Source organism: Hymenobacter sp. B1770, assembly GCF_049896385.1.
In the GTDB taxonomy this organism is placed as follows: domain Bacteria; phylum Bacteroidota; class Bacteroidia; order Cytophagales; family Hymenobacteraceae; genus Hymenobacter.
This window is the reverse complement of record NZ_JAFCUF010000001.1, coordinates 66,771-81,232: the sequence shown is the minus strand read 5'-3', so window position 1 is coordinate 81,232 and position 14,462 is coordinate 66,771. Positions and strand designations below refer to the sequence as shown.

The following is a 14,462-nucleotide window of genomic DNA, read 5'->3' as shown; positions in this document are numbered from 1 at the left end:
CTACCTGCGCACTTCCACCCAGCCCTTCACGCGGCGGTCGTCGGCGTCGCGCAACAGATAATAGTAGATGCCGTTCTCCAGGCCTTTGGCGTCCCAATTGTTTTGGTACTCATTGGTTTGGTATACCCGCTGGCCCCAGCGCGTAAACACTTCCAGCGAAGCCGGACGGCAGCTGAAGGTGGGTCGGAAGGTTTGGTTCTGCTGGTCGCCGTTGGGAGTGATGATATTGGGCACGAACACCTCGCCCACCACCACGGGCGAGAAGCCGGTGAGGACTTCGCAGTTGCCGTAGCGAGCCGTGAGGGTGACATGGTAGGTGCCAGGCTGCTCGTAGCGGTGCGTAGGAGTGGCCTCGGTGCTGGTGGGGCTGCCATCGCCAAAGTCCCAGCGGTAGGTGGCATTGGGGGCCAGCAGCACCGGCCATAATGGGCAGTCAAAAGGCGCAAGGCCAGCGTATTGGGGGGCGGTGGCGCATATCGGCAGGTTCAGGGCTACGTTTTGCGTCGAAGTAGGCGCCAGCACCACCAGGCGGGTGTCCGCGGTCTGACAGGCACCCTGCGTCACGGTGTAGGTGAGGGGAAACAGGCCGCCGCGGTTGTTGGTATTGGGCGGAGTGAAAAAGCCGCTGGCCGTGACGCCCGTGCCGCTCCAAGTGCCACCGGCGGGACCAAAGCCCAGCAGCTGGAACGGTTGCGTCTCGTCGGCGCAGAGCGTGATGAGAGGGCCGGGGGCCACGGCGAGCGGCGCGCTCACCACCACCTGCCGGCTCACCAGGCCACAGCCTAGCGAATCAGAAACAGCATAGGTTAGGGTATGGGTGCCGGGGCCCGCCGCTGCTGGGTCGAAGCGGGAGCCACTTACGCCAGGCCCGCTGAATCTGCCGCCGGCTGGGGTGGCCGCAAGGGCCACACTGGGCATGGTAATACACTGCGGCGGGAGGGAGGCAAGCGTTGGAACGATGGTAGGAGCAACCAGGTAACGCACCGTGCGGGTGCTTTGGCAGGTGCCCGTAGCCGTCACGGTGTAGTTGATAAAGTATTGGCCCGGCCCCACCACTGCCGGCACAAAGCGGTAGCCGCCGCCGGTGATGGCCTGCACCCCTGGCCCGGTCCAGACCCCGCCGGCCGGCGAGCCGCCCAGGGTGATGGGGCCACTGTCTGCGCACACGTAGCGCCGCGGGCCGGGGTCGGCCTGAATAATTTCAAAGCTCATTTTAAAGGCCGCGTTGTTGCAGTTTGAGCTACCGTTGCGGGTGGTGTAGGTGCCGGCAGTGGGGGGCACCGGAAAGCCTTGCCTGCCCCGGCAGCCGGCGCACACGGCCTGATATATCACGCCCCGCTTGTCAAAGCGCGAGGTGCCGCCGTCAACGTGCTCGTCAGAGCCCAGCTGGCCAAAAAAGGTGGCGTACTCCAAATCGACCATGCCGGCCCCGAACTGGGCCAGGTAAAAATCACTGCCGTCGGTGGTGCGTTGCACGGCCCCGGGGGTGGTGAGCAGCCCCGTGGTGGAGCCCCCGATGTTGGGGGCGTTCACGGTGCCGCCCCAGCCGCTGATGTACACCCGCTCGCATTCATCGACCAGGAAGGCCGTGGGCACGAGGTTGGGCCCACCGCTGGGGCCGCTGCGGCCCCCAAAGGCGATGCTGTACAGGCTGGCGGTGAAGTCGGGATTTAGCTTTTGAATAAACTGGGTGCCGTTCGCACTGCCGAACAAACCCGTTGTTCTGGGAAAGGCACCGAACGTTTGCCCAAACAAGTAGGCGTTGCCGGCCGCGTCGAGCTGCAGAAAGTAGGCTTGGTCGTAGTCGTTGGTGCCAATCAAGCTGGCCCGCTCTAGGGTGCGGCCGTTGGCGCTGACGCGGGCCACAAAGCCATCGATGCTGCCAATAGCGAGCGAGCCGGTGTGGGGTGCGGTGGCGGCCATGTAGGTGCCGGCCGTGACCGGGAAATTGCGCGAAGTGGTGCCCCCGCACACGTATACCCGCCCCTGTCTGTCGCGCTGCACCGAGTAGGCCGCGTCCTGGCCGCTGCCGCCGAGGTAGCCGGCCCAGGTCACGGCGTTGAGGGCCGGCGGGAGCTTGCATAACAGCCCGTCGGTGCCGCCCGCCCGGTACGTGGGGTTAAACCCTTGGGCCAGACCCGGAAAATTGCCCGAGCTCGTAACCGAGGCGATGTACACATTACCCGCGTCGTCCAAGAGTACGTCGCCCCGGAAGGCGTCACTGTAGTTCGTCCACAGCACCGATGCTGCCACCCCATCGTTTCCGCTGCCTCCCAGGTAGGTGCTGGCCAGCAGCGCGCTACCATTGGCACTGAGGCGGCTAACCACCATGTCCGACCCATTAGGCATGTTGTAAACCGCATCGGCCGAACTATAGCCCCGCACCGACGAGCCGCCGCCAAAGCTGCGTTGCACGGCCCCGTTCGACGTGGGGTAGTTCAGTGACGAGGTGCTGCCAAGTAGCACCAGTTCGTTCTGGGCGTTCACCACCAAGCTGTGCGGGTAATCGGCGTCGTTGCCACCCAGGTAAGTGGCCCACACCCGGGCGGCGGGCCCCGTCACGGCGGTGTTGTACTTGATAAGGGCCATGTCCAGGGCACTGCTAAAAGTGGTGCGATAAGCGCCGGGGGTGGCCGGAAAAGTCCCGCCCGTGTTGAACACAATGCCGCCCGAGTACATGTTACCCGCTTGGTCGTAAGTAGCCGTGAAGCCCCAGTTGTCGGCCGTCGAGCCGGTGAGGGTCGAGAACTGCACGGTGGGGTCAATGGTAAGGGCGCGGGACTTGTCGTAGGCCCCAAGGGCGAAGGTGAGGGTGCGGCCGCTGAGCACGTAGCGGCAGGCCACGGGCTGCTGCCGGCCCGCGGCGTCGAGCTGCCAGGCCTTGGGAGCCAACTCGGTGGTGGTGCCCACGGTGGTTTTCACCACCAAGTTGCCGGCGGCATCCAGGGAGAGGCCCGCGGCGCCCTCGTAGCGGAGGGCCACGCGGGCGGGGTTGGCACGCGGCGCCAGCAGCACGTCGTATTCCAGGTTATTGCCCGAATTCTCGTACAGCGTCAGGTCGATGCCGGTCCAGAGGCCGGCGTAGCGCAGGCGCCGAAACGCGCCCACGTGGCTGGCCCAGCGCCGGGCATCGTTGCCCACAAAATAGTTGCGCTCACCCGCAGTAGGGCCCTCGGCCGTGAGGCGGACGTTGGCATTGGCTTGCTCAAAGTGCACCGTGTAGGCGTGGGCCGCCAGGGTGGCCTTGGCTCCGGTGCCAGGGGTTGCCGGAGCGGGGCTGCCTGCTCCCCCCTGATGGTGCTGGAGCACGGCCGGGTCGATGAAGCTGTACGTCAGGGCACGGGCTTGCACAAAAAGGCACCCCGCGGGCAGAGCAGCCTGGTAGCGCACCCGGCTATCCCACTGTCCTTTGTTCTGAACAAACTCCAGGCTAGGCGCTTCGGGCTCTGCCGAAGCGGCCCGCGAGGGTGTTGGTGCCGTCAGCAAAAAAGTTAAAGGCAGCATTGCCAAAAGGCATTGATGCACAGCGCGGAAAAGTCGGAGCATGTAAACGTGTAGGCAGAGGAGATGGAAATGGTAGGACAAGCAGCTGGTTTAAGCCAGCCCAAGGGTGTGCAAAATTCGTGCAAGCAATGGTTGGAAGTTCAGCCAGATTTATTAGCGTAAAAACCAGATGTGGGCTAAAAGTCTAAAGATAAATAAACTCGGGACGGTCGGCCGGCTTTGTCGGCTGCCGCTACCTTTGCGGCCCTTCTAACTCGTGCCGTGCGCCGCTCGTTTGCTTTCAAAATCACTTTGCTCATCCTGGCGTGGCTGCTGCTAGCCATTGCCTGCCAGCAGGTGCCCGCGGGGGCGTTTTGGCCGGTGGTGTTCGGGGCGCTCACCACGCCCGTGGCCTTGCTGCTAACGGGCGGACTGGCGCTTTATTGGCTGCGGCGCAACTGGCGGGTAGCCATCCTGCCAATTCTGGCCCTGGTACTCACCTGGCCCCAGGTGCAGCGCGGGCTGGCTTTGAATCTGTTTCATGCCAGCGAAGCGTCAATGGAAAAGAGCAAGCAGCTGCCGGGTGGAAAAACGATTCATTCCACTTTTTTCAAGCCGGAAGCGGACAAGGTTTTGTTGCTGTCGTCCAACGTGCGCATTTTCAATGTGTACTCGCAGCTGCGCGACCCGGATAACACGTCCTCCAAAGAGTTTATTCGCTGGCTGGCCGACAGTCCGGCCGATGTGCTCTGCCTGCAGGAATACTACAACGAGCCCCGCGGCTCGCGCGATGACAAGAACCTGTTTCAGACCGACGACAAGCTCGGGCGGGGCAGTGGCCGCCACTCGTTTATATCAGTCACGCTCACCAACGGCATTGGGGCCGAATTTGGTCTGGCCATCTTCTCGCGGTTCACCATTGTGCGCCGCGGCACCATTGCCTTTGGCCGCCTCACCCAGAACCACGCCATGTGGGCCGACCTGGCCCGCCCCGCCAACCGCACCGGCCGCAACCGCCCCGACACTATCCGGGTCTACAACATGCACCTGCAAAGCATGAGCATGGACGAGGCCGATATCGTGACCGCCACCGCAAGCCGCGCCGGCCTGCGCCAGAAAGCCCCCAACCTGCTACGGCGCTTCCGCAACGGCGCCGTGGCCCGCGGCGCGCAGATTGATACGGTACTCGAACACGCGGCCCGTTCGCCTTACCCCGTATTGCTGGCCGGCGACCTCAACGACCTGCCCTATTCCTACGCCTACGACCAGCTGGCCGACCGTATGCAAAATGCCTGGGCCACCGTCGGCACTGGCATTGGGGCCACTTACAACGGCAAACTGCCCGGCCTGCGCATCGACCAACAGTTTGCTGGGCCGAAGTGGCACGTATTGGACTGCCGCGTGCACCGGGAGATTAAATGGAGCGACCATTTCCCCATAGAAGCGTTGTACCAGCTGCGCCGCTGAAGCGCGAACAATCCCCCTCCTTATCCAAGGAGGGGAGTTATCGTTCTAATGCCCGCTACCTTTGCACCATGCCGCTCAATCTTTATAACACGCTTACCCGCAAAAAACAAGAATTCCAGCCTGTGCACCCGCCCCAGGTGGGCGTGTACCTGTGCGGACCAACTGTGTACAGCGAGGCCCACCTGGGCAACGCCCGGGGCCCGGTGGTATTCGACGTGCTCACGCGCTACCTGCGTCACTTGAACTACCAGGTGCGCTACGTGCGCAACGTGACCGACGTGGGCCACCTCGAAAGCGACGCCGACACCGGCGAGGACAAGATGGCAAAGGCCGCCCGCGCCGCCCGCATCGAGCCCATGCAGGTGGCCCAGCACTTCGCCAACCGCTACCGCCAGCACATGCTGGCCCTGGGCTGCCTGCCGCCCGACATCGAGCCCCTGGCTAGTGGCCACATCATCGAGCAGATTCAGGTGGTGGAAGAAATCATCGCCAATGGCTTGGCGTACGAGGTGAATGGCTCGGTGTATTTCGACGTGCCCAAGTACAACGAAAACCAGCGCTACGGCAAGCTCTCGAACCGCAGCATAGAGGACCAACTGGCCGGCACCCGTGCTAACCTCGAAGGGCAAAGCGAAAAGCGCAGCCCCCTGGACTTTGCCCTCTGGAAAAACGCCTCGCCCGAGCACATCATGCGCTGGCCCTCGCCCTGGGGCGAAGGCTTCCCCGGCTGGCACCTCGAGTGCTCGGCCATGAGCCGCAAGTACCTCGGCGACCTGTCCGATATCCACGGCGGCGGGCTTGACTTGATGTTTCCGCACCACGAGTGCGAAATCGCGCAGAGCCAGGGCAGCCACTCGCACACCGACGAGGCCCGCTTCTGGATGCACAACAACATGATTACGGTCAACGGCACCAAGATGAGCAAGAGCCTTGGCAACTTCGTGCTGCTGGGCGACATGTTCAAGGGGCCCACCGGCCCGCTGGCGTCGGGCTACTCGCCCATGGTGGTGCGCTTCTTCCTGCTGCAGGCCCACTACCGCTCGCCTGTTGACGTGAGCGACGACGCCCTGCAGGCCGCCCGCAAAGGCTACCGCAAGCTGATGAACGGCCTGCGCCTGCTCGAGAAGCTGGTGCCCACTGCTGACGGTGCTGACCTGTCTGGCGATGCCGACCTGCGCAAGCTCACCGCCGACATCTTCATTGGCCTCGACGACGACCTGAACACCGCCCGCAGCATCGCCAGTCTGTTCAACCTGCTCCGCAAATTCAATACGCTGGCCACCACGCCGGCGGCGCTGGCCGAAGTATCGGCGGCGGCCCTGACCGAGGCTGCGGCTACCTACCGCGCCGTGGTAACCGACATCCTCGGCCTCGTAGACGAGCCCCGCGCCAACGCCGAGCAGTTGCTCGAGCTCACGCTGAGCTTCTACTCCGAAGCCAAAGCCGAAAAAGCCTACGACAAGGTGGATTTGATTCGCGCCGCGCTGAAAGGCCAAGGCATCGTAATCAAAGACACCAAGGCTGGCGTGGAGTGGGCCTACAGCGAAGAGTAAACCCTGCCAAACCCGTCTGTCATCCTGAGCGCAGCGAAGGACCTTATCACGCTCGCAAATAGTTGAGTTAATAATCCAAATGCTTCTGGCGCGACAAGGTCCTTCGCTGCGCTCAGGATGACAGAAAAATATGAATTTCCTCTCCCTTCGCCTTCCCGTAGCCGCACTCGCCGGCTTGCTGTTCCTCACCGGCTGCCCGGATAAGAAAACCACCGAAACCGCCGATACCTCTGCCCCCGCCGAAGCCCCGTTGCCCAAAGCTCCGGTTTTCAACGCCGACTCGGCCTACGTTTTCACTGCCAAGCAGGTAGCCTTTGGACCGCGCGTGCCCAACTCCAAGGCGCATGTGGCAACCGGCAACTGGCTGGTGGTCAAGTTTAAAAGCTATGGCTTGAAAGTGATGGAGCAGCCCTTTGAGGCCATGACTTTCGACGGCACCTACATCAAGGCGCGCAACATTGTGGTGCAGTACCAGCCACAGGCCGCGCGCCGGGTGGCCATCTTCGGTCACTGGGACACCCGGCCCTTCGCCGATGACGACAAAGAGAAGAAAAACGCCCCCATGGACGGTGCCTCCGACGGCGCCAGCGCCGTGGCCGTGGCTCTGGAAATGGCCCGTGTGCTCAGCCAGCAACCCGACAGCCTCGCGCCCAACGTAGGCGTCGATTTTATTCTCTTCGACGCCGAAGATTGGGGCCATGACAGCGCTACGCAGTCCGACCTGAAAAACCAGCTCGAAGGCAGCGGCACCGATTCCTGGTGCCTGGGCTCGCAGTACTGGGCCAAAAACCTGCTGCCGAAAAACTACAAGGCCGAGTACGGCGTGTTGCTCGACATGGTGGGGGCCAAGGGCGGCAAATTCACCCGCGAAGAAACCTCGCGCAATAGCGCCCGCTTTGCGCTCGACAAAATCTGGAACGTGGCCAATCGCCTCGGCTACTCCGATTACTTTTTGTACGTCGATACCGGCGGCATCACCGATGACCACGTGTACACCAACCAGGCAGGCATTCCTACCGTCGACATCTACCACTACAATAACAGCGAGGCCTTTTTCCCCGCCTACCACCACGCCACCAGCGATAACATGAGCATCATCGACCGCAAGACCCTCAAAGCTGTGGGACAAACGGTGCTGCAGACGCTGTATGTAGACTAATTGATCTGACCGTAAGGCTGTAGCGCGAACTTGTAGTTCGCGTCCCCGCGCCGTTTGCAAATAGTTTGGGTTCGGACGCGAACTACATGTTCGCGCTACAGCGCTACAGTGCCGTGAGCCGGGCCCCGGTGGCGTTTACCTCCAGGCGGGCGTCGCTGCCCACCACCAGGGCCATGTTGTCGGCCTCATGCCCCACAGGGAAGCCGTAGCCAACCGGGAAGTTATAAAGCTGGGCGTACGAGTCAATGATTTCCTCGGCGGCGCCGCCGAATGGCACCGTATTGTCGCGCATCTGCGAAAAGTGGCCGACTACAAGGCCCGCTAGGCCCGCCAGCTGCCCGCTCCGGTGCAGGTGCAGCATCATGCGGTCGATGTGGTAGAGGTACTCGTCGAGGTCTTCCAGAAACAGGATGCGGCCCGCAAAGCTGGCCTGCGAGGCCGTGCCCGTGATGGTATGTAGCAAGCTCAAATTGCCGCCCACGAGCTGGCCGGTCGCGGTACCGGGCCGGTTGAGGCGGTGCGCTGGCACCTGCAGCGGGAGCGGAGCTTCGCCAAACAGGGCGCGGCGCAGGCTTTCCAGGGCCGCCTCGCCACCTTCCTGATGAAACAGCACCGGCATCACGCCGTGGATGCTAGCGCAGTCCAGGCGCAGCAAGTGGCTGTTGAGCACGGTGATGTCGGAAAAGCCCGCCACCCACTTGGGCTGCTGGGCAAAGCGCGAAAAGTCCAGGCCATCAATGAGGCGGGCCGTGCCGTAGCCGCCCCGGGCGCAGAGAATGGCGCGGATGCTGGGGTCATCCAATTGGCGCTGGAAGTCGCGGCGGCGCAGGTCGTCGGGGCCGGCAAACTGGTGGTGGTCGCCGGCAATGCTTTCGCCCAGCACTACTTCCAGGCCCCAGCTTTCGAGCGTTTCGATGGCAGGCGCCAGCTCAGCCGCGCTGATTTTACGAGCGGGACTGACAATGGCCACACGCTGGCCGGGCTGCAAGGCAGGAGGGAAATGAACCGACATGAGAATCAAAGAATGCGGCCGCAAATAAAGCAGGACTTGCCCGGCTGCCACTCGGCCAACGGCGATGCCAAGGCTGGCGGTTAAGTTTGGGGCAGAATTGGCCCCGCAACTAGCGCCGGCCCTGCGTCAATCTGCAATACTTGCTCCTCCATCAAGGCTCACAACTCGCTTCGAAACCGCAGTTGGCCACAGCACTTCCTTCTGATTTATACTTTAGGTACAACTTTGTACTATAAGTACAAGGTTTGTGGCCCAACAGCATCACGCCCTACTCTTTTTCCGTTTCTATGAAATCTATTCTACTGTTAGCTTGGTTGCTGGTCTTCAGTGCTTGGCAAACCGCTTCGGCTCAAACGCCCATCGACACCACCGGCGGGCGCTACCACCAGCCCATCTTCCAGAACGTGACCGTGGTTTCGGGCGTAGCCTACGGTTCGGCGGTCACGTTTTCGGGCGCCACCCAAACGCTGCTGATGGACATTTACCAGCCCAGCGGCGATGTGGCGCCCGAGCGGCCGGTTATCATCTTTGCCCACGAGGGTGGTTTCGTAAGAGGCTCGCGCACCGACCAATACATGGTAGACGTTTGCACTCGCTTTGCCCAGCTAGGCTACGTCACGGCCAGCATCGATTACCGCCTGCTGTTTCTACCTTTCGACACGGTGAATGTGGCCCGGGCGGCCATTCGGGGCATGCAGGACCTGCGCGCCGCTGTACGGTTTTTCCGCCGCGACGCGGCCACCACGAAGACTTACCGCGTAAGCCCGAGCCGGATTGTGGTCGGCGGGGCCTCGGCCGGGGGATTTATGGCCTTGGAGGTCGGCTATCTGGACAAAGCTTCGGAAGTACCAGCGTATGTGGGCCTGGCGGCGCTGGGCGGCATTGAGGGCGCCAGCGGCAACCCGGGCTACAGCAGCACCGTGCTGGCAGTGCTCAACCTAAGCGGCGCCACCGAGCAGCCAAGCCTCATCGAGTCGGGCAACGCGCCGCTCTACAGCATTCACGGCACCGCCGATGCCGTGGTGCCTTACCTGCAAGGAAAAATAGGGGCCGGCCTGCCTCCCAAGTATGTGTACGGCAGCGGCAGGCTTCATCCTTATGCTACTACAGTGGGCGTGCCCAACACGCTACGCACGCTGCGTGGAGCTCCACACATTCCGCAGCACGGTACCAGCGCCAGCCAGCTGGCTTATGCCGATACCACGTTTCGCGACATCCGTGACTTCCTGAGGCCGCTGCTGGTGCCGGTTACGGCCACGGCATACCCTAGCCTCGTCATCAACACCCCCACCAACGTGGCTGGCGGCAATTACCAAGACATCACCATCAACAGCGGCCAGGCCCTGCTCACCGGCAACATTACCGTGCATGGCAACCTGATTGTCCGCAGCCTGTCGGGCCAAACTCCGGGCTCCTTGAAAACCAGCTGCTTCGTGGTCGACGGCCCGGGTGATTTTGAGTTGCAAGCCGGTGCCACGCTCCGAATTTGCAGCCCCGACGGCATTGCGGCCAGCGGTGCTACCGGCGACATTCGCAACACGGGCACGCGCACATTCAGCTCCGCTGCCGGCTACGTCTACGAGGGCGCCGCCAGCCAGCTAACCGGCTCCGGCCTGCCCACGCAAGTGCGCGAGCTAGAAGTGGCCGTGCCTACTGCCAATTCGGTGACCCTGACGAATGCGCTGCGCATAAGTGAGAAGCTGATGCCCACCAGCGGCACTCTCAATAACAGCGGCCACGCCATTACGCTGCTTTCGGGCCCTGCCGGCACGGCCCTGGTGGCCCCTGGGGCTGCAGCGCTGAGCAGCGCCTTCACGTTGCAGCGCTACATAGACCCCGCCGTGAACCCGGGCCTCGGCTACCGGCACCTTACCCTGCCGTTCGACGATGCCACCCTGGCCAACCTGTCCGCGCCTGCCTTCACCCCGATACTTAATCCGGCTTACAATACCAGCCCCCGGCCCGATTTGGTGACGCCTTTCCCGAACGTGTTTGCATACGACCAGCGGCGGGCCACCACATCCCCTGCCACGAGCTACTCCGAATTCGACAAAGGCTGGCTGGTGCCCGCTCTCAACCCCAGCCTGCCGGTGGTAGCGTCTGGCCGCGGCCAAGGCTACGCCATAAACTTGACGGCCGGCCAGACGCTGGCTTTCACCGGCTCGTTGACCCGCAACAACGAAACCATTGCCGTGACTCTGGATGGGGCCGCCACGCCCACGGCTGGCTGGCACTTGTTGGGCAATCCTTTTCCGGCGGCGCTTAACTGGGACAACGTGCCCATTCCAGCCGGCATGAGCAGCGCCATGTACATCTTCGTTAGCCGCAGCCAGTACGGCGGGCAGTACCGCAGCTACGTGAATGGCATTGGCAGCACCGGAGCCACCATTCCATTGGGGCAAGGGTTTTTTGTGCGTTCCTTAGCCACTGCGCCCGTTACTTTAACCTTTCCGCTCAGCGCCCGCATCAGCGAATTCGGCGCGGCCAACGCCGTCACGGTGCAGCGCGGCACCGCCGACGCTCGCCCCCGCCTGCGCCTGACTCTGGCCAGCGCCGCCACTCCCACTGATACCGACGAAACCTACCTCTACCTCGAAGCCGGCGCCGATGCCGGGCCGGATGCGCAGTTCGACGCCTACAAAATGCCCAACCCCAGCGGCCTGAACCTGGCCTCGTTGGCTGCCGGCCAGGTGCTGGCCATCAATGGCATGCCGGTGCCCACCGCCGCTACGGTGGTTCCCCTAAGCCTCACCGCTCACCAAGCCGGTGCCTACGTCCTCACGGCGGAGCAGCTTACCAACTTTGCTCCCGGCATCGCCCTTACCCTAACCGATGCCCTGACTGGCGCCCGCCTCCCGCTGGCAGCGGGCACGGAATACCGCTTCACCCTGCAGGGCATGGCCGCTACCGGCCGCTTCGCGCTGGAGCTAACTCCTGCAAGCCTAACGGCTACCAGCGCGGCCAAGGCCTTGGCCGCGCAGCTGCAGGTATACCCCAACCCGGCCTCCACCAGCTTCACGGTGCAGCTGCCGCGGCCGGCTGGCAACCAGGGCGCCGTAACGGTGCGCCTCACCAACGCCTTGGGCCAAACGGTGCGACGCCAGCAGCTAGCTGCCGCGGGCCAGCCCATTCAGGGCGAGGTAAGCGTGCGGGGTCTGGCCCCGGGTGTTTACCAACTGCACATCGCCGTGGGCAGCAGCCCCGTGGTGCGCCGAGTGGTGGTTCAATAGCATGATTCCCGGCTGAAAGAAGTTGGTTGGAGCGCCTGGGGCCCCCAATCAACTTCTTTGCATGCCCGACAAAACAATGCTTTAAGCCGGTGCGTTTTCCTTGTTGAGTATGTCGTTTACTCCTTGCTCGCACTGCTATGAAAATAACTTTCCTACTTATAGTGACCCTCCTGTTGGCTGGTTTGCAGACAGCTACCGCCCAAATTGACACCACGCGGGCCCGTTACTACCAGCCCGTCTTCCCGAATGTGACCGTGACGTCGGGCGTCAATTATGGCTCGGCGGTCAATTCTGCCGGCGTCAACCAGCAGTTGCTGATGGACATCTACCAGCCCACCAGCGACACCGTGCAGCGCCGGCCAATCATCATCTTTGCCCATCAGGGCGGCTTCATCACCGGCACCCGCACCGATGCCTACATGGTAAACGTGTGTACTCGCTTTGCCCGGCTGGGCTACGTTACGGCCAGCATCGATTACCGCCTGCTGGATTTCGTTACCATCCTCACGGCTTTTGATACGGTGAACATCGCCAAATCGGCCATTCGCGGCATGCAGGACATGCGTGCGGCCGTGCGCTTCTTCCGGCGCGACGCGGCCACCACCCGCACCTACCGCGTGCACCCCGATTTTATTACGGTTGGCGGCTCGTCGGCCGGGGGCTTTGCGGCTCTTGCAGTCGGCTATCTGGACAAAGCTTCGGAAGTGCCAGCGTATGTGGGCCTGGCGGCGCTGGGCGGCATTGAGGGCGCCAGCGGCAACCCGGGCTACAGCAGCGCCGTGCTGGCAGTGCTCAACCTAAGCGGCGCCACCGAAAACCCCAGCCTCATCGAGCCGGGCAACGTGCCCCTGTGCAGCGTGCACGGCACTGCCGATGCCACTGTGCCTTACCTGCAGGGCAGAGTTGGCGGTGGCCTGCCACCCAAGTACGTGTACGGCAGCGGCCGCTTGCATCCCCGGGCCACTGCTTTGGGCATTCGCAACACCCTGCGCCCCTTGCGAGGTGCTGGCCACGTTCCCTTTGAGAACAATGCCGCCTACGCCGATACCACCTTTCGCACCATGCGCGACTTTCTGCGGCCTAGCCTGGCCCAGCCGGGCACTGTAATAACGGCGGCTGCGCCAAGCGCTGCGAAGGCCGGGCCAGCCGCGCAGGCTTACCCCATTCCCGCAGATGATGCCATCCGCCTTGTGCTGCCCCCAGCGTGGGCCCTGCCCGTCGAGGCCCAGCTGCTCGACGTCACCGGTCGCGTGGTGCGAACCATCAATCCCCACGTCCGCGACGTAGAGGTGCTGCGCGGAGCTTTAAGAGCCGGGGTTTACTCGCTAAAGTTTCCCGGGCAGCTCCCCATTCGAATTGAATTTTGGTAGGTCAGGAGGGACGTTTCCCGCTAGTCCGAGAAACAAGAGGAGCCAACTGCGCTGCTCGCGGGCCAGGTAGTGCAGCAGAGCTTCCGGCGTTTAGTGTGCAAAAGTGGGCACGTAGAATAGCTCCAGAAAGTGGGTGATTGCCGCCGTTTCCAGCAGAAAGCCGTCGTGCCCATAGCGCGAATCCAGTTCGGCGTACATCGCGCCGGGTATATGATTGGCCAGCTCCCGCTGCTCACTGAGCGGAAACAACACGTCGGAGGTAATGCCCAACACCAACGTACGGGCCCCAATGCGGCGCAGAGCGGCTGGTACCCCGCCGCGTCCGCGGCCTAGGTTGTGGGTGTCCATGCTGCGGCTCAGGGCCACGTAGCTGTAGGCGTCGAAGCGGGCCACCAGCTTGTTGCCCTGGTAGCGTTGGTAGGCACTGGCGCGGTGCTCGCGCAGCAGCTCGTCGTCGGGGTCGGTCTGGGTTTCGCCGTAGGCCGAATAGCTGCGGTAGCTGAGCAGGGCAATGGCCCGGGCGGCACGCAGGCCGTCGTCGCCCCCGCCGGGCTGGCCGGCGGCGTAAGTTGGGTCGGCTTCGATGGCCAGGCGCTGGGCTTCGTTGAAGGCAATGCCCCAGGCCGAGTGCCGGGCATTGGTGGCAATTACCACCAGATGGTCAAACAAATCGGGGCGTTGCACGGCCCATTCCAGGGCCTGCTGCCCGCCTAGCGAGCCTCCAATCAGCGTGTGAATATCAGTCAGATCCAGGTCCTGGCGCAGGGCCTCGTGGGCCGCCACCAGGTCCCGAATGGTCAGGCGCGGGAAGTGCTGGAAGCGCGGAAGGCCCGTGGCTGGGTCTGGGTCGAGCGGGCTGGTGCTGCCGTAACAGGAGCCCAGCACGTTGGCGCACACAATGAACCAGTCGGCCGGGTCGTAGTAGCAGCCCGTTCCTACCAGGCCCGGCCACCAGCTTAGCACGTCGGCATTGGCCGTAAGGGCGTGGCATACCCAGACCACGTTGTCGCGCTCGGCGTTTAGCTGGCCCCAGGTGCGGTAGGCCACGTGGGCGCCCGCCAGGGTTTCCCCGCTTTCGAGGCGCAGGTCGGGGAGGGGAAGAATATGGTCGTGCATGTGGATCTGACTTTTTTTCACCGCAGGAGCCGCAGAAGGGTTTCGCAGAAGAACGCCCTCTGCGAAACCCTT

Annotated in this window: 8 protein-coding genes; 5 read left to right on the top strand and 3 right to left on the bottom strand. The window is 63.1% G+C overall.

Annotated features, from left to right (window positions below; all coding sequences use genetic code 11):
• Complete coding sequence (locus ACP7AJ_RS00280; protein ID WP_426058184.1) at window positions 1–3,504, bottom strand: gliding motility-associated C-terminal domain-containing protein; 3,504 nt, start codon at window positions 3,502–3,504, stop codon at window positions 1–3.
• 219 nt (window positions 3,505–3,723) lie between these two features.
• Here ACP7AJ_RS00280 and ACP7AJ_RS00275 point away from each other — a divergent pair, with 219 nt between their 5' ends.
• From ACP7AJ_RS00275 to ACP7AJ_RS00265, 3 genes are all read left to right on the top strand, one after another.
• Window positions 3,724–4,950, top strand: coding sequence for an endonuclease/exonuclease/phosphatase family protein (locus tag ACP7AJ_RS00275; RefSeq protein WP_426058183.1), 1,227 nt, complete (start codon window positions 3,724–3,726; stop codon window positions 4,948–4,950).
• A 68-nt stretch (window positions 4,951–5,018) separates the two neighbouring features.
• On the top strand, window positions 5,019–6,503 hold the full coding sequence (gene cysS / locus ACP7AJ_RS00270) for a cysteine--tRNA ligase (protein WP_426058182.1): 1,485 nt from the start codon (window positions 5,019–5,021) through the stop codon (window positions 6,501–6,503).
• 130 nt (window positions 6,504–6,633) lie between these two features.
• Complete coding sequence (locus tag ACP7AJ_RS00265; RefSeq protein ID WP_426058181.1) at window positions 6,634–7,662, top strand: M28 family peptidase; 1,029 nt, start codon at window positions 6,634–6,636, stop codon at window positions 7,660–7,662.
• Window positions 7,663–7,765: 103 nt separating this feature from the next.
• Here the strand turns inward: ACP7AJ_RS00265 and ACP7AJ_RS00260 are convergent, their stop codons facing one another.
• Window positions 7,766–8,674, bottom strand: coding sequence for a S66 peptidase family protein (locus ACP7AJ_RS00260; protein WP_426058180.1), 909 nt, complete (start codon window positions 8,672–8,674; stop codon window positions 7,766–7,768).
• 287 nt (window positions 8,675–8,961) lie between these two features.
• On the opposite strand from ACP7AJ_RS00260, the gene ACP7AJ_RS00255 reads away from it, so the two are divergent.
• Complete coding sequence (locus ACP7AJ_RS00255; protein ID WP_426058179.1) at window positions 8,962–11,904, top strand: T9SS type A sorting domain-containing protein; 2,943 nt, start codon at window positions 8,962–8,964, stop codon at window positions 11,902–11,904.
• Between the two features lie 137 nt (window positions 11,905–12,041).
• Window positions 12,042–13,274, top strand: a complete 1,233-nt coding sequence (locus ACP7AJ_RS00250; RefSeq protein ID WP_426058178.1) for a hypothetical protein — start codon at window positions 12,042–12,044, stop codon at window positions 13,272–13,274.
• Window positions 13,275–13,364: 90 nt separating this feature from the next.
• Here the strand turns inward: ACP7AJ_RS00250 and ACP7AJ_RS00245 are convergent, their stop codons facing one another.
• Window positions 13,365–14,390, bottom strand: a complete 1,026-nt coding sequence (locus ACP7AJ_RS00245; protein WP_426058177.1) for a homoserine O-acetyltransferase family protein — start codon at window positions 14,388–14,390, stop codon at window positions 13,365–13,367.
• Between the last annotated feature and the right edge of the window lie 72 nt (window positions 14,391–14,462).

Excerpts from the sequence above, each read along its gene's own strand:
- ACP7AJ_RS00245 (WP_426058177.1), bottom strand. The coding sequence starts at position 14,390 with ATGCACGACCATATTCTTCCCCTCCCCGACCTGCGCCTCGAAAGCGGG.
- ACP7AJ_RS00255 (WP_426058179.1), top strand. The coding sequence starts at position 8,962 with ATGAAATCTATTCTACTGTTAGCTTGGTTGCTGGTCTTCAGTGCTTGG.
- ACP7AJ_RS00260 (WP_426058180.1), bottom strand. The coding sequence starts at position 8,674 with ATGTCGGTTCATTTCCCTCCTGCCTTGCAGCCCGGCCAGCGTGTGGCC.
- ACP7AJ_RS00265 (WP_426058181.1), top strand. The coding sequence starts at position 6,634 with ATGAATTTCCTCTCCCTTCGCCTTCCCGTAGCCGCACTCGCCGGCTTG.
- ACP7AJ_RS00250 (WP_426058178.1), top strand. The coding sequence starts at position 12,042 with ATGAAAATAACTTTCCTACTTATAGTGACCCTCCTGTTGGCTGGTTTG.
- ACP7AJ_RS00280 (WP_426058184.1), bottom strand. The coding sequence starts at position 3,504 with ATGCTGCCTTTAACTTTTTTGCTGACGGCACCAACACCCTCGCGGGCC.
- cysS (WP_426058182.1), top strand. The coding sequence starts at position 5,019 with ATGCCGCTCAATCTTTATAACACGCTTACCCGCAAAAAACAAGAATTC.